Raw genomic sequence first — 25799 nt, 5'->3', positions numbered from 1 at the left:
TTTTTTTATAGCTATTTTTGATAAGAGTCATTGGCTTAAAAGGGGATTTTATGCGCTGAGCGATGCTTTCATAAGTGAAACTATGTTATTCTCACTGCTCCTACGCGAATAATTTCACAGTCAGACATAAATATAGGATTTTTATGTTAACTAAGTTACTGCGATCAACTCTAATTGGTCTTCTCACAGCAGCAATTCTTTTGATTGCAGTTCCTTCAATTCGCCCTATTTTTATTGAACGCCTACTTAATGGCGATTTTCTCAATGCGCCTTTTAGCTATAATACTGCGGTGCGACGAGCAGCCCCTGCTGTTGTTAATGTTTATAGCAGTACCATGGGGAGCTTTTCTCAAGAAGGGCGTGAGCTAACATCTTTAGGTGCTGGCGTCATTATGGATGGTCGTGGTTATATTCTGACGAATCAGCATGTTATTAATAATGCTGATCAGATCCTTATCGCCCTCCAAAATGGTGATCTTTATGAAGGTTTACTTGTTGGATCGGATCCTTTAACCGATCTTGCGGTATTAAAAATTGATGCCGATAAACTCCCTACAATCCCGATTAATACTAAACGAATTTCTCATGTTGGTGATGTCGTACTCGCTATCGGTAATCCATTTAATATTGGGCAAACTATTACACAAGGGATCATCAGTGCTACAGGACGTGTTGGATTAAGTCCAACCCGTTACCAAAATTTCCTGCAAACGGATGCCTCAATCAATGAAGGTAACTCTGGCGGCGCACTAATTAATACCGAAGGTGAACTAGTCGGTATTAATACTATGACATTTGATTCAGGGACCTATAACGGATACCGCCCTACAGCAGAAGGATTAGGCTTCGCTATCCCGACAGAACTTGCAGTTAAAATTATGAATAAACTAATTCGTGATGGTCGTGTTATCCGTGGTTTTATTGGTATCACAGCAAAAGAATTACCAAGAATTCGCTCATCAAATACAGATATTAAGCAAATTCAAGGATTGCGAATTTTTAGGATCACACCAAATGGTCCAGCGGATAAAGCAGGAATAAAAACTGGTGATATCATCCTTAGCATTAATCATGCACCAGCAACTTCCGCAATGGAAATGATGGATTACATTGCAGAGACTCGCCCCGGCACTGTATTACCCGTTACGTTATTACGTGAGGGTAATGAACTCAATGTTGATGTGACTATTTCTGAATACCAGCCAGAATAATAACTAACAAAAAATCTTCTTAATTATTGGTTAATAAGGAGATTTCATATAAAACGTCGCACTTTGTAAGCAACTTTCTTTAAAGGTTTCGGTATTGCGATAGTCCTCTAATGTACTGTGATTACAACCACTATATTGTCCTTCTTTAGTACCATCATTTTGCCAGCCACAAACCGGACAGATCTCAAAAAATGCCTCATCTTTGTCTTTAAAGACAAAATAATGACAAGCGACACAACTCACTTCGAGTGGAAGGTGACAACTGCGTTTCTCTATCAAAGTAATCTCCTACAACAATAACGAATAAAGCGAGATTTTATTCATTTTTATTCGGTTTACTCGCGAGTGCATTATGTTCAACAGCATGCCAAATTTTTTCGGCTTTCCGTCCAATTAAAATCAGTGAAATAGCCAAAATAAAGAAGAAAATCGCACTATGTAAACTATCCCAGAAATATTCAAAGAATCGGGTATAAAGGTTAATACCAAGGAATGTTAGACCGAATCCTCTTAACATACCGTCATCTGTTTTCAGGCTAATATAAATACAGATAACTGAAACAACAGCAAATAACAGTGCCCAAGGTAACAATTTTATACTTGATGTGTAATACCATGTATCAGGATCGTAATTGCCGAAAATAGACATTATCCATAACGCAATAAACAGATAAGTGAGCCCCATTATTTTTGTCATGGTAAATAAACGGCGCTGTACCAATACATTTTGTAGAAAATAACAGCCTGCTAATAATACCGTGCCAAAGAAAACAAAGCGGATAGGATAGTTCATTCCTAACCAATAAGCGCCCCAACCAGAGACATATCCTGTTTCAGCACCAAACCAATTTCCTAACATCAATAAGAAGAATAACCACACCAACGAAGAACGACTGATAAATCCAATTGCACCATAAATGACACAACCAATTAGAAAGAGAGGAGCAATATGACCACTACCGGTATCCAGTAACTCTCCTAGTTGCCAAAGAAAAATAGCGGTAAACATCACACCTAAAAAGAGAATAAACTCAGTACTGTAATGCCACTGTGTTTCTCTTCGCTGACGTTTAAATCCCCAAAAATAGAGTGCTGAAGCAATAAGTGCAGGAGATACCACACGCATAATTTCAGAAACACTAAAAATTTCAATGAGATAATAAATTAATGCACTATCACTAAAAATGCTACCAGCTGCAATAATCAAACACACCATCGCTATCCAGAATGCATAACGACTCAGCCGTTTCCAATCAAAAGGAATTCGGTGCAATGTACTTCCTAACTGCCGATGTTGTTGTTCTGAAATCTCACCAGATTGTTGCCATTCATCCAGTGCTTGACGAACTAGGCGCTCTTGTTTCCTTGTTACCTGCATATTCATTTCTTCCTTTTAGCTCATAGAAATTTTTCTAAAACAGGTCTATTTTTCTTACTGTATCTTGCCACGAAAGAAATGCCTTATGAATTATCCTATTCTATTGAAATAATGCGCAAAAAAAACCACAGCACAACAATGCGCTATGGTTTTAAATCGCTAAAAAGGGTAACTAAAATAGATTAGTCATTAGCGCGTAAACGTTCTATTTTCGCCCCTAATCCTTGTAATTTAGCTTCAATATTTTCATACCCACGATCGATATGATAGATACGATCAACAATGGTTGTGCCTTCAGCAATACACCCCGCAAGGACTAAACTTGCAGAAGCACGTAAATCCGTTGCCATCACTTGTGCACCTGAAAGTTTTTCAACACCATGGCATAACACAGTATTACTTTCGATTTCAGCGTGAGCGCCCATGCGAATTAACTCAGGAATGTGCATAAAACGATTTTCAAAAATGGTTTCAGTGATCATCCCAGCACCTTCAGCTACTAAGTTTAAAAGGCTAAATTGTGCTTGCATATCGGTTGGAAAACCCGGATGTGGCGCAGTACGCAAGGTTACCGCTTTAGGGCGTTTACCATGCATATCAAGGCTTATCCAATCTTCACCTACTTCAATATCCGCGCCTGCTTCACGTAATTTTGCCAATACAGCATCTAATGTGTCTGGTTTCGCATTACGACAAACAACATGACCACGAGAAATCGCAGCAGCAACTAAGAAAGTCCCTGTTTCAATACGATCCGGTAGGATTTGATAAGTGCCACCACCAAGGCGTTCTACGCCTTCAATCGTAATGCTATCAGTACCTGCACCGCTGATTTTAGCACCTAATGTATTAAGGAAGTTGGCGGTATCTTCAATTTCAGGCTCTCTTGCCGCATTCTCGATGATAGTTTTGCCTTCCGCTAATACTGCCGCAGTCATAATAGTGATAGTGGCGCCCACACTCACTTTATCCATGACAATATGCGCGCCTTTTAAACGCCCATCAACACGTGCTTTCACATAACCTTCATCCAGAGTGATCTCAGCACCTAATTGCTCTAAACCTGTAATATGAAGATCAACAGGACGAGCGCCAATGGCACAACCACCGGGTAAAGAAACCTGACCTTGACCAAAGCGTGCGACTAACGGCCCTAACGCCCAAATAGAAGCACGCATGGTTTTAACCAGCTCGTAAGGTGCACAAAATTCATTGATATTACGAGCATCAACGAAAACAGAGCCATTACGTTCAACATTAGTTCCTAAGCGATTAAGCAACTTAATCGTTGTATCGATATCTTTTAATTTAGGAACATTCGTTAATTCTACTGGCTCTTCGGCAAGGATCGCAGCGAACAGGATTGGCAGTGCAGCATTTTTTGCGCCTGAAATATTGACCTCACCTGATAAACAGGTTGGTCCTTGTACTCTAAATTTATCCATCTGTAGAACTCTCTTTTTTATTTTGCTGTACGCTGTATACCTACTGAATCAAAGCCCGTTAAGTTTACGATCCCTCTTCCACTCTTCAGGTGTGTAGGCTTTAATAGACAAAGCGTGAATACGGTTATCTGCAATATATTCCATCAAAGGGGCATAAATGGTTTGTTGTTGTTTGACTCTGCTCATTCCCTCAAACATTGCGCCGACAACGACAACTTGAAAATGACTACCATCACCATTGACGATGACTTCATCTAAAGACAGGCTGTCCATTAATACTTGTTTGATTTCATTTGTATCCATAATTGCTTAATCTCAACGTTAAAATAATAATCAGTCGTCTATCCTAATGGAATCCGCCCTACTCTTAAACCATCAAAAACCCCCTTAATGATAAAAGTATCACGAAGGGGGCTTTTTAATACCTTTACTCAAAATCTGTATTAGGCAATATTCATAATTTCATCAAGATCATAGAGTGTAATTAAGGTTTGAAAACGCTCACTTACACCTTGAATAATAAATTGACGATTTCGCTCTTCCATTTCTGCTTTTAAATGAACAAAAAGTGCCAATCCTGTTGAATCAATATGCCCTAAAGCAGAAATATCAATGATATTAATATCAGCTAATAATGCTTTACGTTGTTGCCAAACAGACAATAACGTTTCACGATCTAGCGTTCCTTGGAAATAGAGGACATCCTCTTTTTTTTCCCAATTTAACGAAGCTGACATGTTATTTTTTCTCATCCAGAGTGATTGGTGTTTTAGCACTGATTTCTAACTGTTTTGTTAAACCATCAACACCTTTAGAATTTAAAATATCTGACCACTCATTCTGTTTTGTTGTGATCATGCTGACACCTTCAGCAATCATATCATAAGCTTGCCATTCACCTGTCTTACTGTTTTTACGCCATTGGAAATCGAGGCGAACAGGTGGGCGACCATTTGTATCGATAATAGTAACGCGAATAGTGAGATTTGTTTTATCTGCGAACGGTTTTGCAGGCTCAATACGGTACTCTTGACCTTCATACATCGCTAATGCTTGGCCATAAACTTGAGCAAGATATGCTTCAAATGCAGTGAAATAAGCATCACGTTGCGCTGGTGTTGCATTACGATAATGTGGCCCTAGCACTAATGCCCCTGCATATTTAATATGTACATAAGGCAGTAATTCTTGCTGAACAATTTGGCGTAAAACTTCAGGATTTTTACGAATTTCAGGCTGTTCATTTTTTAATTTACTAAAGGTCTTTTGCGCTGCATCTTCCATTAATGCGTAAGGATTGGTTTTGTCTACTGCCATTGCAAAAGGCGTTATCACTAATAGTGCGACCATCAATAAGCGTTTAAACATACGTTCGCGTCTCCTCAAATAGGGTTTCAATAATACGATGCATTTATTACGCTAAATCTAGCTAAATGTATAAGTGCATCGTATAGAAATTAATGATTAAGGTAATGCTGGATGTTCTTCAGTCGGTTCAGATTCAGATTTTGCTGAATTATCACCATCACCCGTTTTATAAAGGAATTGACCAATAAGATCTTCCAACACCATTGCTGAATTGGTATTTGTGATCCGTCCCCCATCTTTTAACAAAGTAGAATCTAATGCTTCATCATAAAAGCCTAAATTCAATGCAAGGAACTGCTCACCTAATAAACCAGATGTACGAATAGACAATGAGCTACTTTCTGGAATATGGTCATAAATGCTCAGAATATCGAGAGCAACTTCTGGGCGATAGTTCCCTTCATCTTCTTCTTTTAAGGTGATAGAAGAAACGCGACCAATCACCACACCACCAATCTTAACTGGGGAACGTTCTTTTAACCCACCAATATTACCAAAGCTGGCATAAACGCGATAAGTGGGTTGATTACCCATTTCTTTAATATCAGCCACTTTTAGGCATAAGAAAATCACAGCGGCTAACGCAATCAGAACAAATAGACCAACCCAAACTTCAATTTTTTTACTTTGCATGACTTAGTTCCCAAACATCAGTGCGGTTAGCACAAAATCTAAACCCAATACGGCTAACGAAGAATGAACAACAGTACGTGTTGTTGCTCTGCTAATCCCTTCTGATGTTGGGATTGCGTCATACCCGTTAAAAAGCGCTATCCAAGTGACGGTGATGGCAAAAACGACACTTTTAATAAAGCAATTCACTAGATCAAGTCGCCATTCAACGGCACCTTGCATCGATGCCCAGAAAAAGCCTTCATCGATCCCTTTCCAATCCACACCAACAATGGCACCACCCCAAATACCGATGGCAACAAAAATAAGTGAAAGCAATGGCATACTAATAAGACCAGCCCAAAAACGGGGGGCAACAACACGTCTTAAAGGATCGACAGCCATCATTTCTAAACTAGAAATTTGCTCTGTGGCTTTCATTAAACCGATTTCAGCGGTTAAGGCTGAACCCGCACGACCCGCAAATAATAGTGCCGTGACAACTGGGCCTAATTCTCTTAACAATGAAAGTGCGACCATCATACCTAGACTAGCTTCAGCACTAAAGGTTGTTAAAACAAGATAGCCTTGTAATCCCAACACCATGCCAATAAATAGGCCAGACACCATGATAATTAATAAGGATTGAACACCAACGTTATACAATTGCTTCAGTAAAAGAGGCCACTGTTTACGAAATTCAGGCTTACCAACTAATGCTCTAAAGAGCATAATGCCGGCTCTACCGAAGGTTGCAAAAATCGCCAACGCTCTAGTGCCAATGCGAGATAATAAATTTATCACGTACTAATTTCCTCGTCCTAATAGGTCGTCCTGATAATCTCCCGCAGGAAAACGGAAAGGTACAGGGCCATCAGCGATCCCATCTAAAAACTGTCTTACTTGCCTATTTGGATTATCCTGTAATTCTTGTGCACTACCTTGAGCAATAACTTTCTGTTCCGCAACAATATAGGCGTAATCTGCGATACTTAACACTTCGGGTACATCATGGGAAACCACAACACAAGTCACACCCAGCGCATGGTTTAACTCATCAATTAACTTAACAAGCACCCCCATTGTGATAGGATCTTGCCCAACAAAAGGTTCATCAAACATAATCAGTTCAGGATCAAGCGCAATAGCCCTTGCTAATGCGGCTCTTCTCGCCATACCGCCTGATAATTCAGAAGGCATTAAGTTTGCCGCCCCACGTAACCCCACGGCTTCAAGTTTCATCATCACCGTTGTACGGATCAATGCTTCAGGTAAATTTGTATGCTCTCTTAGCGGAAAAGCTACATTTTCAAACACATTCATGTCGGTAAAAAGGGCACCGGACTGAAAAAGCATACTCATTTTCTTTCTTGCTTGATACAACGCAGAACGTGATAGCGCAGGAATATTGTCGCCATCAAACCAAATTTCACCACTATCTGGAAGGATTTGTCCTCCCATTAGGCGTAACAAGGTTGTTTTACCAATCCCTGAAGGGCCCATAATTGCAGTCACTTTTCCCCTCGGTACCACAAGATTGATCTCAGAGAAGATCTTTCTGCTACCGCGAGTGAAGTTCATATTGCGCACTTCAATTAAATTGTCAGATTGTGCGTTCATGAATAAAACATCCTCAAGCCTGTCTGCATAAACGAATTTTTACACTATTTTGGCAGGTCATTCACTATGTTACAAAGAAATCACCACTATTTAGCAATTTATTGCACGGTTAATTTTACTTTTCGTGCTTGGCTAGTCAAAATATGGTTAATTAGCAAAACCTTTTGACAATATGTTTTTTTATCAGCCCTGTCTTATTGGTTTTTTCTTTATTCGCTCATTGTTGGAAAACTGATGGCATGTTGATTACTTTGTCTCTTTTAATTCTTGGGTTGATGTTACTCGTTTATGCATCAGACCGATTAGTTTATGGTGCGAGTGTTTTTGCGCAATCGTTAAAAATCCCCCCCGCTGTTATCGGTATCTTAATTGTTGGTACAGGGACTTCACTACCTGAGCTTTTTATTTCAACGGATGCCGCAGTTCATAATTTACCTGATATCGCTATCGGGACAGCTATTGGCTCTACACTCACCAATCTTCTCCTTATCGCGGGTATTGGCGCGATGATTTACCCCATGAGCATTCAGTCCGCAGTGCTAAAAAAAGAGCTTCCATTGATGATTATCGTCATCATGCTCGTTGGCATTATTGTTTCTAGCGGAGAGCTAGGGCTTAGAGAAGGCACTCTGCTCTTTTTTATTGGTTTTGCATCCATTTTTCTCATGATAAAAACAATGCATAAAACACTAACACAAGAGCGCCACGTGTTACCTTTAGAAACCTTAACGCGTTTTGAATTACAGACAAATCCCCGTAATTCTGTTGCCCTTTTTTGGGTTGTTATTGCGTTACTGATTATTCCAGTTGCAACTCAAATGATATTAGACAATGTCTTTATTCTAATGCAACAGTATCATTTTAGTGGCTTTTTTGTTGGTTTAACCTTGCTATCCATTGGTACAAGTTTACCTGAATTAGCAACGACTATCGTGGCCGCACTCAGACGTGAAAATGAATTAGCCTTAGGGAATATTATAGGTGCTAATATTTTCAACCTGACATTTGTTTTAGGAATGCCAGCATTACTTTCACCAAGCACATTTAATATCAACACTTTTTATTTTAGTTTTGCTGTACTTGGTGTGGCCAGTTTACTGTTTTCTCTCTTTTCATTAGGGCGAAAACAACGCCTCAACCGCGGAAAAGGGATATTCTTATTAGTTTGCTTTATTATTTATATTACGGTGTTGTGCGTCGCACATTCTCTCTTAACCTAAAATAAATGGTACAAAAAAATGACCGAGTTTGATTTTCAGCAAGCAGGAAAAAAGGTTCTTCATATTGAACGTGATGGATTAGCTGAACTAGAACAATACATCAATGATGATTTCACTCTTGCCTGTGAAAAAATTTTTCACTGCCAAGGTCGAGTTATTGTCATGGGAATGGGTAAATCTGGTCATATTGGACATAAGATTGCCGCAACATTCGCTAGCACAGGAACACCTTCTTTTTTTGTTCACCCTGGTGAAGCAAGCCATGGCGACTTAGGTATGGTAACAGAAAAAGATATCGTTCTAGCGATTTCAAACTCAGGTGAAGCCAGTGAAATCCTCGCACTTATTCCGGTACTGAAACGTAAACAGATAACACTGATTTGTATGACACGCACGCCTCAAAGTACAATGGGGAAAGCGTCTGATATTCATCTTTGTATCAAAGTCCCTAAAGAAGCTTGTCCTTTAGGTCTTGCACCAACAACCAGTACAACAGCAACCTTGGTAATGGGGGATGCGCTAGCGATCGCTCTTTTACGTGCTCGTGGTTTTACCGCTGAAGATTTTGCCCTTTCTCATCCTGGTGGTGCATTAGGCCGTAAATTACTCCTTCATGTCAGTGATTTAATGAATAAAGAGGAAGATATTCCACGTGTCACTAAAGATGCCACTTTACGTGAAGCACTTGTCGAAATAACCCGTAAAAAATTAGGTATGACCGTTATTTGCGATGATAGCATGCAGATCAACGGTATCTTTACTGACGGTGATTTACGGAGAATATTTGACTTAGGGATAGATCTGAACAATGCCAAAATCTCAGATGTGATGACAAAAGGCGGTATTCGTATTCGCCCTGATTGTTTAGCCGTTGAAGCACTAAATTTAATGCAAGCAAAACATATCACCTCGCTATTAGTCACAGAACAAGATAGTGATATCCTGTTAGGTGTTTTACATATGCATGATTTATTACAAGCGGGTGTTGTATAAGATATTCATAACGTTCGAAGGATAAAAATGAATACAATGATAGAAACTTGTTATGGTGCGGTAAGTCAGCAAATCATCAAAAAAGCAGAAAAAATCCAATTGCTGATTTGTGATGTTGATGGTGTGATGTCTGACGGACTTATTTACATGGGTAATAATGGCGAAGAATTAAAAGCCTTTAATGTCCGTGATGGATATGGCATCCGTTGTTTGCTTACATCAGGCATTGAGGTTGCTATCATTACAGGTCGTCAATCTAAACTGTTAGAAGATCGTGCTAAAACCCTTGGCATTACATATCTTTACCAAGGTCAGCATAATAAGCTTTTGGCGTATCAACAACTGTTAGATACACTAAACCTTAAACCTGAACAAACAGCCTATATTGGTGACGACCTGATTGATTTACCTGTAATGGAAAAAGTGGGACTTTCTGTCGCCGTAGCTGATGCTCATCCATTACTTACACCTCGTGCTAATTATGTAACCCGCATTGCGGGTGGTCGTGGTGCAGTACGAGAATTGTGTGATTTAATCCTTTTAGCGCAAGGTCGGCTTGAAGACGCTAAAGGTCTTTCGATTTAACGTATAACGACACAGAATGAATAAATTAAAATCCTGGTTTACCTTAATTCTTGCCATTATCGCCCTTGGGCTGATTGGCTGGAACTACACTAATAACACTGAACTCGGTGATGGTGCGATTGTTGAAGATGGTCAGCCAACCTATCAATCCAAATCATCGATATCTTTTGTTTACGAGCCAACGGGTATACTCGGATATAAACTTGTTGCTGATGATGTCAAAAATTATGCTCAGCAAAAGTTTACGTGGTTTACTAACCCTGTCTTAACCACCTATTCACCGACAGGGGATGCAACATGGACGGTACGCGCCAATAAAGCCAAGCTAACAAACAGTAAAATGCTCTATCTTTATGGCGATGTTCAAATTGATAGCTTAACGGATGACTCTCAACTACAGAGAATAAGCACAGACAACGCTATCGCAAATTTGGACACACAGGATGTTTCCTCTGATGATGAAGTGACTATTATCGGCGTCGGACTGAAATCAGTCGGCTTAAAAATGCGAGGCAATCTGCGCGAGAAACGTGCAGAGCTGATTGAAAAGGTAAACACCTATTATGAGATCCCTAATGAATCAAAAAATCCGTAATACATTGATTATCGGCACACTTTTAGCGATAAGTGTACCTGCGATGGCGCTTAAAGATGACACACAACAACCTATTGTTGTGAACTCAGAGAAACAATCGCTTGATCTAGAAAAGAACGTCACAACCTTTACACAAAATGTTGTGATCAAACAAGGATCTATCGACATTCGTGCTGATAAAGTTGTTGTCACACGCCCAGGTGGTGACTCCAAAAAAATCGTTATAGAAGCATTTGGTAATCCCGTAACTTTTTATCAGTTACAAGATGATGGCAAACCAATCAAAGGTCGTGGCGACAAGATGACCTATGAAATGGATAAAGAGTTAATGACCTTAACGGGTAAAGCCTATCTTGAACAATTAGACAGTAATATCACCGGTGATAAGATCACTTATCTCGTCCCAACTCAGCAAATGGAAGCTTTTAGCGGTAAAGGTAAACAAGTGACTACTGTTTTACTGCCTTCCCAGTTGCAAGAGAAAGGCCCTGGTGTTAACAACAAAGGTAAGTAACACTTTATGGCGCTGTTAAAAGCTGAAAATTTAGCAAAAGCATACAAAGGGCGCACCGTTGTCGGTGATGTAAGCCTGAACGTTAATTCAGGTGAAATTGTCGGCTTACTTGGACCAAATGGTGCAGGTAAAACAACCACATTCTATATGGTTGTTGGCATTGTCGCTCGTGATGCTGGTAGTATTACAATTGATGATGAAGACATTACGCTGTTACCGTTACATGAACGAGCACGTAAAGGCATTGGCTATCTTCCTCAAGAGGCGTCTATTTTTAGACGCTTAAGCGTTTATGACAACATTATGGGGATCTTAGAAATCCGCCATGATTTAACGCCTGAAGAACGAAAAGATCGCGCAGAAGAACTGCTAGAAGAGTTTAATGTCAGCCATTTACGTAACAGCTTAGGACAATCATTATCGGGGGGTGAACGTCGCCGCGTTGAAATCGCACGAGCATTGGCCGCAAACCCTAAATTCATTTTATTAGATGAACCTTTTGCGGGTGTTGACCCTATTTCGGTATTAGATATTAAAAAAATTATCCAGCATCTACGTGATTATGGATTAGGTGTACTGATTACTGACCATAATGTTCGTGAAACATTAGATGTGTGTGAACGTGCTTACATCGTCAGCCAAGGTCACCTTATCGCTCATGGTTCACCCGAAGAAATTCTTGAAAATGAGCAAGTTAAACGTGTTTACTTAGGTGAAGGCTTCCGCCTGTAATCTTTGATTCACTTTTACTCTGTCATGGATGACAACAGCAAAGGACTCATCGCATTATTATGAAACAAAGTTTGCAACTTCGTCTTAGTCAGCAACTGGCAATGACGCCACAGCTACAACAGGCTATTCGTTTGTTGCAACTTTCGACGCTTGAATTACAACAAGAAATTCAGCAAGCGCTTGAATCTAACCCTCTTCTCGAACAAGACGACGATCAACAAGATCCCGTTTCAGATGATACCTCTCATACAGAAAATCAATCTGACTCTACAACAGAAACAACAACTGAAAACGACGTTGAAGAGTTTGACACGCTGGACGCTTTAGAACAAAAAGAGATGCCTGACGATCTCCCATTAGACACTCAATGGGAAGAAATCTACACTGCGGGCACGCCTTCTGGTACCAGTAATGACTATATGGATGATGAGCTGCCACTGTATCAAGGTGAAACAACAGCCTCATTACAAGATTATCTAACATGGCAGGCGGATCTCACTCCGTTTACAGAAACAGACAGAGCAATTGCCATAAGTATTATCGATGCAGTTGATGAAACAGGATATTTAACTGTTACAACAGATGACATCCTGCTTGGAATGGGCGATGATGAGATAGAGCTTGATGAAGTTGAAGCCGTATTAAAACGTATTCAACGCTTTGATCCTATTGGTGTTGCTGCACGCGATTTAAAAGAGTGTCTTTTGATTCAGCTATCCGCTTTTTCAACAGAAACACCCTATCTTAAAGAAACGCAGTTAGTCATTAGCCAATATTTAGAATTGCTAGGCAACCGTGATTTTCGTCAATTGATGCGTCAAACGAAGTTACGCGAAGAGACACTTAAATCTGTTATTGAGATCATTCAATCACTTGATCCTAAACCTGGATTAAGTATTGATACAGGCGAGTCAGAGTATGTTATCCCAGATATACTGGTAAAAAAATCAGGTGAACGCTGGCAAGTTGAGTTAAATACAGATAGCATTCCTCGCCTACGAATAAATGAGACTTATGCAGCATTGGGTCAATCGACTCAAAATGAAAGCGATGGAAAATTTATTCGTGACAATTTACAAGAAGCCAAATGGCTGATAAAAAGTTTAGAAAGCCGTAATGAGACATTATTAAAAGTCGCTCATTGCATTGTTGACACACAGCAGGCATTTTTCGAATTGGGTGAAGAGCATATGAAGCCTCTTGTGTTAGCAGATATTGCTGAACAGGTTGAAATGCACGAATCCACCATTTCTCGAGTGACAACGCAAAAATTTTTGCATTGCCCGAGAGGAATTTTCGAATTGAAGTATTTTTTCTCTAGCCATGTGAATACTGATAGCGGAGGCGAAGCCTCTTCAACAGCAATCAGGGCTTTAGTGAAGAAACTCATCGCAGCAGAAAATCCAGCGAAACCACTTAGTGATAGTAAACTGGCTAATATGCTCGCAGAACTTGGTATACAAGTTGCTCGACGCACTGTTGCGAAGTATAGAGAGTCATTATCCATCCCGCCTTCAAATCAACGTAAAGAGTTGGTTTGAGCATAATTGAGAAGGAAGACACTATGGAACTTCAAATCACTGGTCATAATATTGAATTAACTGATGCTCTGCGTGATACCGTCAAAGCAAAAAGCGCGAAATTACCTCAGTTCTTTGACAAAATTAATAACGTTCAGGTTATCCTGAAAGTCGAGAAAGTGAATAAAATCGCGGAAGCGACCATTCAAGTTAATGGCGGTGAATTACATGCCTCTGCAGAAGCAGAAGATATGTACGCAGCAATTGATGGATTAATGGATAAGCTGGCTCGTCAATTAACCAAACACAAAGATAAACTGAGACAACATTAATTCATTTCCCATTGTAAAATGGGGATACAATCGGCGAAGTTACTGCGTTGTTTATGACTCGGTTTAAACCAACGCCTAATCAATATCAGTAACGAAAAACCAGATGTCACTTTGTGGCATCTGGTTTGCTGGTCTAAGTGAATAAGACAATGAACAACGATACAAAGATGAATATTAGCGACGTACTTTCTCTGTCATGTACACATAATGATGTACATTGCACGAGTAAAAAGCGCGCGTTAGAAATTATCAGTGAAAATGCGGCAAAAGCACTTAATTTACCCGAAACGCTGATATTTGAAGCCTTACTGACGCGTGAAAAAGTCGGTACAACAGGGATTGGGGGTGGTTTAGCAATCCCTCATGGACGTATTGAAAGTGATGAAACAGAAAAAGTAGTTGGTGTGTTTCTTCACCTAAGCGAACCTATTGCCTTCGACGCTATTGATAATCAACCTGTCGACTTGTTGTTCGCATTACTCGTTCCTGCGACACAATGTAAGGAACATTTACACACACTGTCTTTAATTGCAAAACAGTTGGCGGACAAAAATTTATGTCGCCGACTACGCTCCGCACAAAGTGATGAAGAGCTTTATCAGATTATCACAGAATAACCCCTATGGGTTTAATGGGACGCGAATAGCATACAGTGGAATGATATTCATCACTGGGAAATTATAGGGGAGCTACCTCATGGTGCTGATGATAGTCAGCGGACGCTCTGGTTCAGGTAAGTCAGTCGCTTTGCGTGCGCTTGAAGACATGGGATTTTATTGTGTTGATAACTTACCTGTTGATCTTTTACCGGAGCTCGCAAAAACACTGGCTGAACGTGATGCTTCTGCTGCCGCAGTCAGTATTGATGTCCGAAATATGCCTGAGTCGCCGGAGATCTTCGAAAAAGCGCTAGAAAGTTTACCCGCTGAATATTCTCCACAACTCTTATTTTTAGACGCAGATAGAAATACTTTAATTCGTCGTTATAGTGATACACGACGCTTGCACCCACTTTCGACCAAAAACCTTTCATTAGAAATGGCAATTGATACCGAAAGTGATCTGCTTGAGCCATTGCGATCACGTGCTGATCTCATCATTGACACCTCTGAGATGTCAGTTCATGAGCTTGCAGAAATGCTGCGGACTCGTTTATTAGGTAAACGTGAACGTGAGCTGACAATGGTCTTTGAATCCTTTGGTTTTAAACATGGTATTCCTATTGATGCGGATTATGTTTTTGATGTGCGATTCTTACCCAATCCACATTGGGATCCTAAACTGCGCCCAATGACAGGTCTTGATCGCCCTGTTGCGGCATTTTTAGATAGACACACTGAAGTTCATAACTTTATTTATCAAACTAGAAGCTATCTTGAACTTTGGTTGCCGATGTTAGAAACCAATAATCGTAGTTATTTGACAGTTGCAATTGGTTGTACGGGGGGTAAACACCGTTCAGTTTATGTTGCTGAGCAACTCGCCGATTATTTCCGCTCTAGAGGGAAAAACGTACAATCACGTCACAGAACGCTAGAAAAACGCAAATGACCCAATATCGACAAGTTGCGATTAAAAATCGGCTCGGTATGCATGCAAGACCTGCAATGAAATTATTTGATTTAGTCAAAACATTTCAATCAACCGTCATTTTACGTAACAACGAAGGGGTTGAAGCTCAAGCGGATAGTGTGATTGCTATGCTAATGTTAGATTCAGAGCAAGGCAGTCAAATTGATATAGAAGTGACTGGTAGTGATGAAAATGAAGCTATTGATGCTATTATCGCATTATTTGAATCAGGGTTTGATGAAGAATAATCATAATAGAAAACAATAGATTAGCATTTCTTAACTAAATAACCAGAAAGAGACTGTGATCACTGTCTCTTTCTTTTTTATACAGAACCGCCTATTATCTCTTATATGAGTTTAACAACACCCCCACCTCACCCGTGGGGGTGTTGTTTTGCATTGGAATAAATTGGAGTATGGTATGACAAAGCCAACAATTATCATCAACGAACTTGATGCTGAACGTTTAGATTCATTGCTAGAGCAACCGGCATTTGCAGATAGCCCGATTGCTGAAGCATTGAATGAAGAATTAGATCGTGCTGACATTGTTACACCAGCTGATATCCCTGCTAATATTGTCACAATGAACAGCAAAGTCCGCTTTATGGACTTAAAAAACAATGAAGAGCGTACTCGTACTTTAGTGTATCCCGCTTCATTAAAAGACAGCGCCACTGAACTTTCAGTCATGGCCCCTATGGGTGCTGCACTACTGGGTTTAGCAATTGATGACGAGATCAGTTGGAAGCTGCCTAATGGCCTTGAAACTAAGGTTAAAGTATTAGAAATTCTATACCAACCTGAAGCTGCGGGTGAATTACACCGTTAAGCAGAGCTGAAGGTTCGCGTCTTATTTTTATCTTCTCAAATTGAAAAGCACACTGATAAACGCGATATCTCAGCCCATTGCGGGCTGAGATTAAAGGTTGCGATAAGTATCTAAAATTTACTCACCGGCAATACTCATTTCTGGTAATAACAACGATCCACACTGAACATTACTGCGCATCTCAATATCATCACCCATAGTAGCAATGTTTGCCCACATCTCTTTTAAATTACCAGCAATAGTCACTTCACTAACAGGATACTGAATTTCACCATTCTCAACCCAAAAACCGCTTGCTCCACGAGAATAATCACCCGTCACGGTACTGACGCCTTGCCCCATCAATTCTGTAACAACTAGCCCGGTTCCCATCTCTTTTAGCAGTGCATCAAATGATAGGCCTTGTCCTGGGATATACCAGTTATGAATACCACCAGCATGGCCATTGCTTTTTAAACCTAACTTTCTTGCTGAATAGGTAGTTAATAACCACTCTTGTAATACGCCATCTTTAATAATGTCAGCATCAGTTGTACGCACACCTTCGCTATCAAATGGTGTTGATGCCAAACCTCTCATTAAGTGAGGACGCTCTTGAATATTGAGCCATTGAGGAAAAATTTGTTTGCCCAAACTATCGAGTAGGCAAGAAGATTCACGGTAAATCATGCTACCGCTAATTGCTGCAACTAAATGACCAAAAATACCTGTCGCAACATCAGCAGCAAAAATAACAGGGGCTTTCATGGTTGGGAGTTTACGAGGTGCAAGGCGTGATAAAGTACGACGGGCGCACTCTTGACCTACCCACTCAGGTGATTCAAGATCATCAAAACGACGACTAATGGTGTAAGCATAGTCGCGCTCCATATCTTCACCATCACGGGCAATAACACAACTCGACATAGAATAGCGTGAAGATGAATAGCTTTTTAATAAACCCAGGCTATTACCAAATACACGGGTCCCACTGTGGCTATTAAAGCTGCCTCCTTCAGTATTAATAATACGACTATCACTGTCTAACGCGGCTTTTTCTGCTCTTGATGCTAATTCAATCGCTTTATCTGCCGTAATTTCGGCAGGATGGTAAAGATCAAGGAAAGGCGCATCAAACGCTAATAAATCTTGATCCGCAGGCCCTGCATATGGATCAGCTGAAGTGTATCGTGCAATATCCACAGCGGCTTGTACAGCGCGTTTAATCGCATCAGGACTTAAATCGGTAGAAGAAGCACTGCCTTTACGTTGTTGTTGATAAACCGTAATGCCTAACGCGCCATCACTGTTAAATTCCACATTTTCAACTTCACCGTAACGTGTACTGACACTAATCCCCGTTGATTTATTAATAGCGACTTCAGCACCATCACACTGTTTTGATGCCAGCTCTAATGCGAGAGAGACGGCGTCTTCAAGCTGTTTTACCTGATCTGAATTATTCATTGAAAACCATTTTTCCTAAGGAGAACATCACTTTTTACTTATTTTTAGCAAAGTAAATCAATTGACAGGTGGTCAACAAGCGATTTTCCCAGTTACAATAGAAGATATATGAATGTTATCACCCGTCGGGCTTTTGGTCATTCACCAAATCACACTCCCGGCTTACTCTGCAACAGGAATTTTATTATGGCAAAGCAGCCTGAAGAGTGGCATTACCTCAATCCTGAATTCGACGATACATCGTCAGAAGAGGAAGAAGAGGACGAAATCATCTGGGTTAGCAAAAGCGAAATTAAACGTGACGCTGAAGCACTCAAAAAACTGGGTACTGAATTAGTTGAATTAAGTGCTCAAGAACTAGAACGTGTGCCATTAGATGAAAAATTATTATCTTCTATTCAACTAGCACAAAAAGTACAACGTGAAGCACGCCGTCGCCAAATTCAATATATTGGAAAGCTACTGCGCAATGTGGATGAAGAACCAATCCGCCAAGCGCTCGATAAACTAAAAAACCGCCACAATCAACAGATCTTAGTGTTACATAAACTTGAAGATCTGCGAATTCGCCTTATCGAAGGTGGCAATGAAGTGATTGAAGAAGTTGTTGCGCTTTATCCAATGGCTGATCGCCAACAATTACGCACACTGATCCGTAATGCAAAAAAAGAAAAAGAAGCCAATAAGCCACCGAAATCATTCCGCTTATTGTTTCAATATCTAAAAGATTTATCGGAATCAGCATAAAACCTGAGTATCCTGAAAACGCAGTGTAAACTCAGCCTCACTGCGATTTTCAGGGCTTAATTCTACTCTGAATTACTTTTGTATTTTATGCTCACAATGAAAGCTCAATACGTCTTTACCAAGCTCATTTTGTGCTTCTTGCATCAATTCCACCAAAGGTTGAAAATCACGAGAATAATGAGGAAAATGCTTAAAAACAATACTGACTGGCAATTCAATTTCTCCCATTAACACATCCCATAATGCATCTAAGTTATTACCAAAATGCTCATCTAGCTGAAATTGCAATGCAAAATCCCGATAAAAGGCGTCTCTATCTGCCAGCATCTTAAAATCAAAAACAACTTGTTTCATTAAGGGGCAACCTTTGTCATTGTACGATAATGATCGGTAGTGAGATAAATCAGCCCATCATTTGAATAGAGCAATCTATCACTACCACGATGACCACAATGATAATTCACGTCAGCTTCATACCACTGGCGTCCCGCTTCTTCTGGTAGCTGTTTTTCACGATTCATAAAACGATCGCCCCCAATTGCTCTTCCTGGCAAAACCTCACATAAATTGCCTTCTTTCGCATTCCAGCCTTGTTCTCTTGCCTGTCTTTTAGTGAGATAAAAACTCGGTAACTGTTGATGACGTTGTAAATAATTAGCCACAGCATTAGCTTGTGTTTTTTCATCAATAGAGAGTGGGATTTGCGCTGATTTATTGCTGTTATTGCTCGATGATGTTGGAACAGAAACGGACGTTGAAGAGGACGATACTGTCGTTTCTGGAAGTAAACCTTTATAAAGAACACCAAATAAAACAGCAATAACAATAATAACTGGTAATAAACGTTTACCCATAAATTAGCACCTTTACTGTTGCTGAGATAAAAAACTCCATCAAAAGATGGAGTTTAATGAATACATATAAATCACTATAAAAAAATTAAGCTGTACCACCTACGGTGATCTTATCAAGCTTCAAGGTAGGTTGCCCTACACCAACAGGAAGGCTTTGCCCTTCTTTACCACAAACACCAACCCCTTTATCTAACGCAAGATCATTACCTACCATAGAAACCTGTTGCATGGCTTCAATACCTGAACCAATCAGTGTTGCCCCTTTAATTGGTTTCGTTATTTTTCCATTCTCGATTAAATAAGCTTCTGAAGTTGAGAAAACAAATTTACCTGATGTGATATCAACCTGACCGCCACCAAAGTTTGGTGCGTAAATACCACGATCAACGCTCGCAATAATCTCTTCTGGTGACGATTTACCCGCTAACATGTAAGTATTGGTCATACGAGGCATAGGAAGATGCGCATAAGACTCACGACGACCATTTCCTGTCGGCGCAACCCCCATTAAACGAGCATTCATCTTATCTTGCATATAACCTTTTAAGATGCCGTTTTCGATTAACACATTGTATTGACCCGGAACACCTTCATCATCAATAGCAACAGAGCCTCGACGACCTTCAATTGAGCCATCATCAACTATGGTACAAAGCTCAGAAGTCACTTTTTCACCAAGGCGCCCCGAAAAAACAGAGGTTTCACGACGATTAAAATCACCTTCTAAACCATGACCCACCGCTTCATGTAATAACACACCTGGCCATCCTGCGCCTAGTACCACAGGCATTGTTCCAGCCGGTGCAGCAATTGCTGATAAATTGACTAATGCCATCCGTACCGCTTCACGCGCATAAGTCACAGCGTGGCTTTCACCATCAGCTTTCATCAAGAAGTAGTCATAACCAAAACGACCACCACCGCCACTTGCACCACGTTCACGTTTGCCATCTTCTTCCACCAGCACACTAACTGAAAGACGAACTAAAGGACGCACATCGGCTGCTAAAGTACCATCAGTTGCAGCCACCAGCACATGTTCATAAACACCCGTTAATGACGCATTCACTTGTTTAACGCGTTTATCTTCAGCGCGAGCGACTTTATCTACCTCATGCAGTAACGCAATTTTCTCTTCACGAGAGAGGTTTTGCAGAGGATCGTTTAAGCTGTACAGCGGAGAATGTTGAATAGCACCTAAAGTATGGATACGACCATTACCCTTAGCCTGAACAATGCTTCGCGCAGCATGCGCACTTTGATTCAGTGCATTGAGCGTGAGTTGATCGGCATAAGCAAAACCGGTTTTTTCACCGTAAATTGCTCTAACGCCAACACCTTGATCAATATTGTAAGAGCCATCTTTAATAATCTGATCATCAAGTACCCAAGCCTCGTGATAACTTGACTGAAAATAAAGATCACCATAATCAATTTGACGCTGTGCAAGCTGCTCTAGTGTTGATGCTAAATCATCTAAACTAAGTTTGTTTGCTTCCAACAGACTTTCGCTGACAACAGCTAAACTCATAATTCTTCTTTATCCTTAACTTTTTTGATTAAGTGGGTCAGTTTCGGGCGAAAACGGTTATGTTTCACGACCCGGATCTGTTCACGCATACCGTATAAACTATCAACACCAACATTGAGCGTTAACGCACTGACCGCATCAGGGTTCTTCTTCAACACTTTACCCCAACCATCAATCGCCATGGTATGGCCCCAAGTCCGGCGCGTATCATGTGTACCCACTTGTGCAGGCGCTAAGATAATACACTGATTCTCAATCGCGCGAGCGCGTAATAAAGGCTCCCAGTGCGCTTTCCCTGTTAAACGGGTAAATGCTGCTGGTACAGAGATTATCTCTGCTCCTTTTTCTCTTAATGCTTGGAAAATACCAGGAAAGCGTAAGTCATAACAGATTGTTAAACCTAATTTCCCAACGGGAGTATCAACGACTGTTAGGCGCTCACCACGTTGATAAATAGAAGATTCGTTATATTCGCCTTGCTCGTCATCAATACTGACATCAAACATATGAATTTTGTCATAACGAGCACGAATAACCCCCTCATCATCAAACACCAAACTACTGCTGGTAATTTGATCTGGAGAGTCTCGACTAATCAAAGGCATAGAACCGACTAAGATCCACACTTTGTAACGCTGAGCCATTTTTGCAATCGCATTTTGTAACGGCCCATCACCCTGAATTTCAGCGTGTTTATGGTAATCTTTAGAGTTTGAAAAAAGTAACGCATTTTCAGGTGTTAATACCAGCTTCACTGAATCGGGTAATTGCTTAATCTGTTGCTCGATTTGCGCCAGATTATTTTTTGTGTTTTTTCCGCTACAAAGTTGCAAAAGTGCGACATTAACTTTTTTCATAACGCCTGATTCTCCTTAAGCTGACGCAGTACTTCGTCAATTTTGGGTTGTTCCATAGTTCCGGTCACATGATAACGGATAACTGAAATCTTACTCCAAAGTGGCCCCAGAACCTTTGATGCCGCAAACACTGCGGCGCCTGCAATTGGGTTTATTGCAAAAGCCGTGGCAACACCGACTGTAGCTGAAATCTCAGGGGTGACAACAACTTGTAGATCCATGCTTCGTTCAAGTAAATCCACTTTCCCACTTATCGCTATATCAGCAATAACACCATCAACACGTACACTCTCTGCATTCATAATACCTTGATTAATCGTAATTTCACTTTTAATCGAATCATATTCAAAATGCTCACTGAAAGTATCTCTAAAATCAAACTGTAATTTGCGTAAAAGTGCATCAAAACTCACCAATCGTAGTAATTTACCCGCTTGTCCTACATTGACTTTTTCTATACGTCCTTTACCCAACGTTGATTTAATATCACCTTGCAAAGTAGCCAATTCAAAGTTCCACGGTGTATTACGCCATTGTAATGAGAACTCAGCGGCAAGTGGGGACTGAATAATCGGGATAATGTAACCAAAATAGGCCGCCATTTCGTCAATTTCTCCGGCTTTTAATTTTCCTATTAATTTTGTTGTATTATTGCCCTTCTTATCTTCAGACCACACTCCATTAACCGACAATTCGCCGCTGCTATTTTCTAATTTACCGTCAGTTAAAAATAAAGCTCCCTGATTTTGTTTTAACGAACCTTCAATTTTTCCTAAAAGCAGACCATTAACCCAACATTCCTGACATTCAAAATCAATAGAAGGAATATCTTTCACTGAAAACTTCGAGATATTGGGATCAGAAACATTAGCCATTTTTAATGGCTTCTCTTCTTGAACTATAGAAGTACCATTAAAATAAAGATAATTAATATTTATTTTCCAAGGTGTTGATACTTCAGGAATAAATACATCACCTCGTAGTTCACTTCCTGAAAATGCAAATTTTACACCTTCTTTAACGCGCATAATTTCAGTTTGAGGATTATTCCATTTTTGCCCTGCAAAATTTAAATCAGGCAAACTGATATGCACATTATCAGGGAAACTTATTGCATTGTCAGAAGGGGTTAATGATGAAAATGCGGTTAATGTTGGCAACCATTTATCACCCTCTAATCCTTTAAGCGCTATGGTTAAGCGTTGTTGTGAACTTAACTCTGGTAATTTAAGGCTAGAAGAAACGAGGTTACCCTGCAATAAACGAAGCTGTTTACCTAATCCCCATTGGCTATTAAGTTTCCACTGTTTTTCAGCATTTGCATTCACAGTTAACATTTCACTATTACCGCTTGCAGAAATAACAATAGGCGGTGAATTTTTTAAATCTTGTGTTTCAGGTGCTGTTAACTTGCTACTTAATGCATTGATATTTCCGGTTAAATCAACTTGATAATCAACATCACCTTTTTCGGGGATCTTAACATTAACGTTGCCATTCCATGGAAATACACCACTAAATTTCTGTTGAATATCGCTAGGTAACCCTTGGATTTTTTGAATATCCCACTGGCCTTTTAAGTCAACATCAACCTGATAATTATCTATATCATTGTGACTGGTAAATGAGATAGCGAGAGGCTGCCCAAACCAATTAGCCGTTAATATATCACTCTCAAGTTTGTCATTATGGTAACGAAACTGTCCACTCACACCTTTTAACGTAGTATCCATAAAATTCAAAGTGACATCATTATCTTTTAAATTAATATCACCTGAAGCCACAACCTCACCGCCATCAAATGGGATATCAAGTTTCAATGTACCATTAATTTTTCCTGCCACATTCAGTTCTTCAAGCGTATGACCAATACTCGCCATTTGAGAATCTAAAAAATACTCTTTCAGCTCATCGCCTGTGGCTTGAATATCCGCATTAATTAAGATCTTTTCTTGTCGATAACTTTCAATGACTGCACTTAAATTTGTCGCTGTTGCTTTACCCACTTTCGCTTGAGCAGAAGACATCCATAACCCATCATTTTTAAAATCTAGATTAATATCGAGATCAAATAATGCGGGCCATTCACTATCAAATTTAAACGTAGCCTGTTTAACAGGGGCATAAACTTGGAACCACCCTTTGTGGTTATCAAAAGGAAAATCGGCAGGATCACCATGGAAAATAAAGGTTCCATTGTCGATATTACCCGCAATAATTGCATCCGAGAGATATTGTGTTAACGCTTTACCAACATACTCTTCTGGCAGATAACGCCATGTATCTCCCGCATTGGTCACTCTTACACCTGAGAGTATAGAAAGCCGCTGATCCTCACCTTGTTTCTCATAACGAAAATCACCCGCTACCCACGCTGATGTGGCTTGGATATCTAATCCTTCACTCCAAAGAGATAAGTCATCTCCAGAATGAGTCCAATAAATCGTACCTTTCCCTTTTTCAATATTCAGGGGGGCTTTAAACAATTTACCGGTGTCTATTTCACTATCCGCTAGGGCAAAGTTAAGTTCACCACTTTGCATGCTCCCTTTTAATTGTCCGCTGAAATGTTGCACTGATGGGATCTCTTGCCAACGTTTCCAACTCACATTTTTCCAAGAAAGATTAATTGCACTTTGCTCAAAGTTTTCCGGTGTGAGATCTAAGGCAAAATCATTAACCACACCAGAAAATTGGCGATACTGCCATTGACGAACAAAATCAGGTGTTAAAAAAGAGAACAGTGGCAATACAGCATATAACCTATCTAACTCAATATTTTTGGCACGAATACGCCATGCTTCACCATGCTGTTTTTCTTTTGGTTGATAAAGAACCGCTAAATAACCATCAGGCCACTCTTCACCATCCATGGTAATTTTTCGAGTATAAGGAACATCCGCAAGCCAACCATTTTCTTGCCTTCTCATACGTAATATTAAGTCTTCAACATTTAATACATGTGAAGTGCCTTCACTACGCCAGTCCATTTCACCTTGATGAATTTGCAACTGACTGCCAGTAATACGCCCTTGAGTAATTTCAATCCAATTAGACAAACTGGCTTTGGCTTCACCTAATCCACTATTATTTTTTACCCATTGGCTAAGCCAAGGTGAAATATCAATATTATCAGCGGTAAGAAACACCTTACCATTATCAATTAAGCCTTCATTCGTGGTATAGAGGTCGAGGCGAACTTTTAAACCACCATAGTGATTAATCGGTGTATCAAGGGTAACTTCACCTTGAGCACGGTGGCGTTTTTTTTGATTCAGCCACATCAACTCAGGAATATGTAATGTACTGGTATCACCTGAAGGCGTTAGAAAAATAAAACGGCTTTTGACTAGCTTAAAGTGATCGAATTGTTCAAGAAAAAGCGAAGAAATATCATCAGGTGCAGTTAGTGTAATATCGCCACTTTGCCCAGTAAAAATAGGACGTTGGTAATTGACATCTAATTGATCAAAGGTCAGCTCACGAAAATGGGGACGGAGGGTCAATAATGAACGCCACACATCAAAAGAAAAAGTCACTTTTTCTGCGCTAACGTTGACATCTTTATTCTTAATATTAAGCCCTTTTACTTGAATATCAGGGCCAAAATTCTGCCATTCCCCATTAATTTTCGTTATTGAAACAGGGCTATTAAGTTGTTTTGTTAAATACGTTTCTATTTCAGGGCGATAATTATCTAAACGAGGCAGAAAATAGCGAAACCCGCTTAACACCAAGGCAAAAACGATGAGGCAAAAAACTGTTATCACTAACAGGTATTTAGGCAGCCGCTTCATTTTTGTCTCCTTTCTGCCATCATATTCATTAGGAAG

The 25799-nt window shown here is 40.0% G+C and carries 29 protein-coding genes; 14 read left to right on the top strand and 15 right to left on the bottom strand.

Annotation, left to right across the window (positions count from 1 at the left end; all coding sequences use genetic code 11):
* The first annotated feature begins 143 nt into the window (after positions 1-143).
* A complete protein-coding gene (gene degS / locus H1225_RS00540) occupies positions 144-1211 on the top strand; it encodes an outer membrane-stress sensor serine endopeptidase DegS (protein WP_109399357.1) in 1068 nt (355 codons plus the stop codon).
* A gap of 30 nt (positions 1212-1241) precedes the next feature.
* Here degS and H1225_RS00535 read toward each other — a convergent pair whose 3' ends face one another.
* From H1225_RS00535 to mlaF, 9 genes are all read right to left on the bottom strand, one after another.
* A complete protein-coding gene (locus tag H1225_RS00535) occupies positions 1242-1490 on the bottom strand; it encodes a CPCC family cysteine-rich protein (protein WP_072063767.1) in 249 nt (82 codons plus the stop codon).
* A gap of 37 nt (positions 1491-1527) precedes the next feature.
* On the bottom strand, positions 1528-2589 hold the full coding sequence (locus H1225_RS00530) for a DUF2157 domain-containing protein (RefSeq protein ID WP_161671108.1): 1062 nt from the start codon (positions 2587-2589) through the stop codon (positions 1528-1530).
* A 182-nt stretch (positions 2590-2771) separates the two neighbouring features.
* Positions 2772-4034, bottom strand: coding sequence for a UDP-N-acetylglucosamine 1-carboxyvinyltransferase (murA, locus tag H1225_RS00525; protein WP_072063769.1), 1263 nt, complete (start codon positions 4032-4034; stop codon positions 2772-2774).
* Positions 4035-4082: 48 nt separating this feature from the next.
* Positions 4083-4337 carry a BolA family iron metabolism protein IbaG gene (gene ibaG, locus H1225_RS00520; RefSeq protein WP_006535338.1) on the bottom strand — a complete coding sequence of 85 codons (255 nt, stop codon included), beginning with the start codon at positions 4335-4337 and terminating at the stop codon, positions 4083-4085.
* 140 nt (positions 4338-4477) lie between these two features.
* Entirely contained in the window at positions 4478-4771 is a 294-nt protein-coding gene (gene mlaB / locus H1225_RS00515; protein ID WP_072063770.1) for a lipid asymmetry maintenance protein MlaB, read from the bottom strand.
* A gap of 1 nt (position 4772) precedes the next feature.
* Positions 4773-5402 (bottom strand): phospholipid-binding protein MlaC, encoded by a 630-nt coding sequence (mlaC, locus tag H1225_RS00510; RefSeq protein WP_072063771.1) that lies wholly within the window; start codon positions 5400-5402, stop codon positions 4773-4775.
* Between the two features lie 96 nt (positions 5403-5498).
* The gene (mlaD, locus tag H1225_RS00505; protein WP_006535342.1) at positions 5499-6035 is read right to left on the bottom strand and encodes an outer membrane lipid asymmetry maintenance protein MlaD; all 537 of its coding nucleotides are present in this window, start codon (positions 6033-6035) and stop codon (positions 5499-5501) included.
* Between the two features lie 3 nt (positions 6036-6038).
* Positions 6039-6818 (bottom strand): lipid asymmetry maintenance ABC transporter permease subunit MlaE, encoded by a 780-nt coding sequence (mlaE, locus tag H1225_RS00500; protein ID WP_072063773.1) that lies wholly within the window; start codon positions 6816-6818, stop codon positions 6039-6041.
* 3 nt (positions 6819-6821) lie between these two features.
* Complete coding sequence (mlaF, locus tag H1225_RS00495) at positions 6822-7634, bottom strand: phospholipid ABC transporter ATP-binding protein MlaF (RefSeq protein ID WP_006535345.1); 813 nt, start codon at positions 7632-7634, stop codon at positions 6822-6824.
* Between the two features lie 239 nt (positions 7635-7873).
* On the opposite strand from mlaF, the gene H1225_RS00490 reads away from it, so the two are divergent.
* From H1225_RS00490 to rnk, 12 genes are all read left to right on the top strand, one after another.
* Positions 7874-8854, top strand: coding sequence for a calcium/sodium antiporter (locus H1225_RS00490; protein ID WP_072063862.1), 981 nt, complete (start codon positions 7874-7876; stop codon positions 8852-8854).
* Positions 8855-8872: 18 nt separating this feature from the next.
* Positions 8873-9847 carry an arabinose-5-phosphate isomerase KdsD gene (kdsD, locus tag H1225_RS00485; RefSeq protein WP_072063775.1) on the top strand — a complete coding sequence of 325 codons (975 nt, stop codon included), beginning with the start codon at positions 8873-8875 and terminating at the stop codon, positions 9845-9847.
* Positions 9848-9874: 27 nt separating this feature from the next.
* Positions 9875-10432, top strand: a complete 558-nt coding sequence (gene kdsC, locus H1225_RS00480; protein WP_006535349.1) for a 3-deoxy-manno-octulosonate-8-phosphatase KdsC — start codon at positions 9875-9877, stop codon at positions 10430-10432.
* 16 nt (positions 10433-10448) lie between these two features.
* On the top strand, positions 10449-11027 hold the full coding sequence (gene lptC / locus H1225_RS00475; protein ID WP_006535350.1) for an LPS export ABC transporter periplasmic protein LptC: 579 nt from the start codon (positions 10449-10451) through the stop codon (positions 11025-11027).
* A complete protein-coding gene (lptA, locus tag H1225_RS00470) occupies positions 11008-11541 on the top strand; it encodes a lipopolysaccharide ABC transporter substrate-binding protein LptA (RefSeq protein WP_006535351.1) in 534 nt (177 codons plus the stop codon). The genes lptC and lptA overlap by 20 nt, the downstream gene beginning before the upstream one ends.
* Before the next feature lie 6 nt (positions 11542-11547).
* The gene (lptB, locus tag H1225_RS00465; RefSeq protein WP_006535352.1) at positions 11548-12273 is read left to right on the top strand and encodes an LPS export ABC transporter ATP-binding protein; all 726 of its coding nucleotides are present in this window, start codon (positions 11548-11550) and stop codon (positions 12271-12273) included.
* A 59-nt stretch (positions 12274-12332) separates the two neighbouring features.
* Positions 12333-13814: an RNA polymerase factor sigma-54 gene (gene rpoN, locus H1225_RS00460; RefSeq protein WP_161725059.1), complete on the top strand. Its 1482-nt coding sequence runs from the start codon at positions 12333-12335 to the stop codon at positions 13812-13814.
* A 23-nt stretch (positions 13815-13837) separates the two neighbouring features.
* A complete protein-coding gene (gene hpf, locus H1225_RS00455; RefSeq protein ID WP_036913954.1) occupies positions 13838-14125 on the top strand; it encodes a ribosome hibernation promoting factor in 288 nt (95 codons plus the stop codon).
* 149 nt (positions 14126-14274) lie between these two features.
* Positions 14275-14742, top strand: coding sequence for a PTS IIA-like nitrogen regulatory protein PtsN (ptsN, locus tag H1225_RS00450; protein WP_072063779.1), 468 nt, complete (start codon positions 14275-14277; stop codon positions 14740-14742).
* Positions 14743-14821: 79 nt separating this feature from the next.
* Entirely contained in the window at positions 14822-15676 is an 855-nt protein-coding gene (gene rapZ, locus H1225_RS00445; RefSeq protein ID WP_023582880.1) for an RNase adapter RapZ, read from the top strand.
* Positions 15673-15945, top strand: coding sequence for a PTS phosphocarrier protein NPr (gene npr / locus H1225_RS00440; protein ID WP_006535359.1), 273 nt, complete (start codon positions 15673-15675; stop codon positions 15943-15945). Before rapZ ends, npr begins: the two co-directional genes overlap by 4 nt.
* A gap of 175 nt (positions 15946-16120) precedes the next feature.
* Positions 16121-16531, top strand: coding sequence for a nucleoside diphosphate kinase regulator (gene rnk / locus H1225_RS00435; RefSeq protein WP_006535360.1), 411 nt, complete (start codon positions 16121-16123; stop codon positions 16529-16531).
* 117 nt (positions 16532-16648) lie between these two features.
* Here the strand turns inward: rnk and pmbA are convergent, their stop codons facing one another.
* Positions 16649-17977, bottom strand: coding sequence for a metalloprotease PmbA (gene pmbA / locus H1225_RS00430; protein ID WP_072063780.1), 1329 nt, complete (start codon positions 17975-17977; stop codon positions 16649-16651).
* A gap of 186 nt (positions 17978-18163) precedes the next feature.
* On the opposite strand from pmbA, the gene yjgA reads away from it, so the two are divergent.
* Positions 18164-18724, top strand: coding sequence for a ribosome biogenesis factor YjgA (yjgA, locus tag H1225_RS00425; RefSeq protein ID WP_072063781.1), 561 nt, complete (start codon positions 18164-18166; stop codon positions 18722-18724).
* Positions 18725-18796: 72 nt separating this feature from the next.
* On the opposite strand, the gene H1225_RS00420 is transcribed toward yjgA, so the two are convergent.
* The 5 genes from H1225_RS00420 to yhdP all read right to left on the bottom strand — a co-directional run bounded on the left by H1225_RS00420 (position 18797) and on the right by yhdP (position 25763).
* Positions 18797-19078 (bottom strand): barstar family protein, encoded by a 282-nt coding sequence (locus tag H1225_RS00420; RefSeq protein WP_072063782.1) that lies wholly within the window; start codon positions 19076-19078, stop codon positions 18797-18799.
* Entirely contained in the window at positions 19078-19578 is a 501-nt protein-coding gene (locus H1225_RS00415) for a ribonuclease domain-containing protein (protein ID WP_006535365.1), read from the bottom strand. The genes H1225_RS00420 and H1225_RS00415 overlap by 1 nt, the downstream gene beginning before the upstream one ends.
* An 85-nt stretch (positions 19579-19663) precedes the next feature.
* The gene (gene tldD, locus H1225_RS00410) at positions 19664-21109 is read right to left on the bottom strand and encodes a metalloprotease TldD (RefSeq protein WP_239739380.1); all 1446 of its coding nucleotides are present in this window, start codon (positions 21107-21109) and stop codon (positions 19664-19666) included.
* Positions 21106-21966 carry a deaminated glutathione amidase gene (nit1, locus tag H1225_RS00405; RefSeq protein ID WP_239739378.1) on the bottom strand — a complete coding sequence of 287 codons (861 nt, stop codon included), beginning with the start codon at positions 21964-21966 and terminating at the stop codon, positions 21106-21108. Before nit1 ends, tldD begins: the two co-directional genes overlap by 4 nt.
* A complete protein-coding gene (gene yhdP / locus H1225_RS00400; RefSeq protein ID WP_239739377.1) occupies positions 21963-25763 on the bottom strand; it encodes an AsmA2 domain-containing protein YhdP in 3801 nt (1266 codons plus the stop codon). Before yhdP ends, nit1 begins: the two co-directional genes overlap by 4 nt.
* Positions 25764-25799 lie beyond the last annotated feature (36 nt).

Origin of the sequence: Proteus penneri (assembly GCF_022369495.1) — a bacterium.
Lineage (GTDB): Bacteria > Pseudomonadota > Gammaproteobacteria > Enterobacterales > Enterobacteriaceae > Proteus > Proteus penneri.
Note: the sequence above shows the minus strand (reverse complement) of the source record. Positions and strands in the feature narration are given on the sequence as shown.

What these genes read in the sequence shown, in the direction of transcription:
- degS (WP_109399357.1), top strand. Translation starts at nt 144, where the DNA reads ATGTTAACTAAGTTACTGCGATCAACTCTAATTGGTCTTCTCACAGCA.
- H1225_RS00530 (WP_161671108.1), bottom strand. Translation starts at nt 2,589, where the DNA reads ATGCAGGTAACAAGGAAACAAGAGCGCCTAGTTCGTCAAGCACTGGAT.
- murA (WP_072063769.1), bottom strand. Translation starts at nt 4,034, where the DNA reads ATGGATAAATTTAGAGTACAAGGACCAACCTGTTTATCAGGTGAGGTC.
- ibaG (WP_006535338.1), bottom strand. Translation starts at nt 4,337, where the DNA reads ATGGATACAAATGAAATCAAACAAGTATTAATGGACAGCCTGTCTTTA.
- mlaB (WP_072063770.1), bottom strand. Translation starts at nt 4,771, where the DNA reads ATGTCAGCTTCGTTAAATTGGGAAAAAAAAGAGGATGTCCTCTATTTC.
- mlaC (WP_072063771.1), bottom strand. Translation starts at nt 5,402, where the DNA reads ATGTTTAAACGCTTATTGATGGTCGCACTATTAGTGATAACGCCTTTT.
- mlaD (WP_006535342.1), bottom strand. Translation starts at nt 6,035, where the DNA reads ATGCAAAGTAAAAAAATTGAAGTTTGGGTTGGTCTATTTGTTCTGATT.
- mlaF (WP_006535345.1), bottom strand. Translation starts at nt 7,634, where the DNA reads ATGAACGCACAATCTGACAATTTAATTGAAGTGCGCAATATGAACTTC.
- H1225_RS00490 (WP_072063862.1), top strand. Translation starts at nt 7,874, where the DNA reads ATGTTGATTACTTTGTCTCTTTTAATTCTTGGGTTGATGTTACTCGTT.
- kdsD (WP_072063775.1), top strand. Translation starts at nt 8,873, where the DNA reads ATGACCGAGTTTGATTTTCAGCAAGCAGGAAAAAAGGTTCTTCATATT.
- kdsC (WP_006535349.1), top strand. Translation starts at nt 9,875, where the DNA reads ATGAATACAATGATAGAAACTTGTTATGGTGCGGTAAGTCAGCAAATC.
- lptC (WP_006535350.1), top strand. Translation starts at nt 10,449, where the DNA reads ATGAATAAATTAAAATCCTGGTTTACCTTAATTCTTGCCATTATCGCC.
- lptA (WP_006535351.1), top strand. Translation starts at nt 11,008, where the DNA reads ATGAATCAAAAAATCCGTAATACATTGATTATCGGCACACTTTTAGCG.
- lptB (WP_006535352.1), top strand. Translation starts at nt 11,548, where the DNA reads ATGGCGCTGTTAAAAGCTGAAAATTTAGCAAAAGCATACAAAGGGCGC.
- rpoN (WP_161725059.1), top strand. Translation starts at nt 12,333, where the DNA reads ATGAAACAAAGTTTGCAACTTCGTCTTAGTCAGCAACTGGCAATGACG.
- hpf (WP_036913954.1), top strand. Translation starts at nt 13,838, where the DNA reads ATGGAACTTCAAATCACTGGTCATAATATTGAATTAACTGATGCTCTG.
- ptsN (WP_072063779.1), top strand. Translation starts at nt 14,275, where the DNA reads ATGAACAACGATACAAAGATGAATATTAGCGACGTACTTTCTCTGTCA.
- rapZ (WP_023582880.1), top strand. Translation starts at nt 14,822, where the DNA reads ATGGTGCTGATGATAGTCAGCGGACGCTCTGGTTCAGGTAAGTCAGTC.
- npr (WP_006535359.1), top strand. Translation starts at nt 15,673, where the DNA reads ATGACCCAATATCGACAAGTTGCGATTAAAAATCGGCTCGGTATGCAT.
- rnk (WP_006535360.1), top strand. Translation starts at nt 16,121, where the DNA reads ATGACAAAGCCAACAATTATCATCAACGAACTTGATGCTGAACGTTTA.
- pmbA (WP_072063780.1), bottom strand. Translation starts at nt 17,977, where the DNA reads ATGAATAATTCAGATCAGGTAAAACAGCTTGAAGACGCCGTCTCTCTC.
- yjgA (WP_072063781.1), top strand. Translation starts at nt 18,164, where the DNA reads ATGGCAAAGCAGCCTGAAGAGTGGCATTACCTCAATCCTGAATTCGAC.
- H1225_RS00420 (WP_072063782.1), bottom strand. Translation starts at nt 19,078, where the DNA reads ATGAAACAAGTTGTTTTTGATTTTAAGATGCTGGCAGATAGAGACGCC.
- H1225_RS00415 (WP_006535365.1), bottom strand. Translation starts at nt 19,578, where the DNA reads ATGGGTAAACGTTTATTACCAGTTATTATTGTTATTGCTGTTTTATTT.
- tldD (WP_239739380.1), bottom strand. Translation starts at nt 21,109, where the DNA reads ATGAGTTTAGCTGTTGTCAGCGAAAGTCTGTTGGAAGCAAACAAACTT.
- nit1 (WP_239739378.1), bottom strand. Translation starts at nt 21,966, where the DNA reads ATGAAAAAAGTTAATGTCGCACTTTTGCAACTTTGTAGCGGAAAAAAC.
- yhdP (WP_239739377.1), bottom strand. Translation starts at nt 25,763, where the DNA reads ATGAAGCGGCTGCCTAAATACCTGTTAGTGATAACAGTTTTTTGCCTC.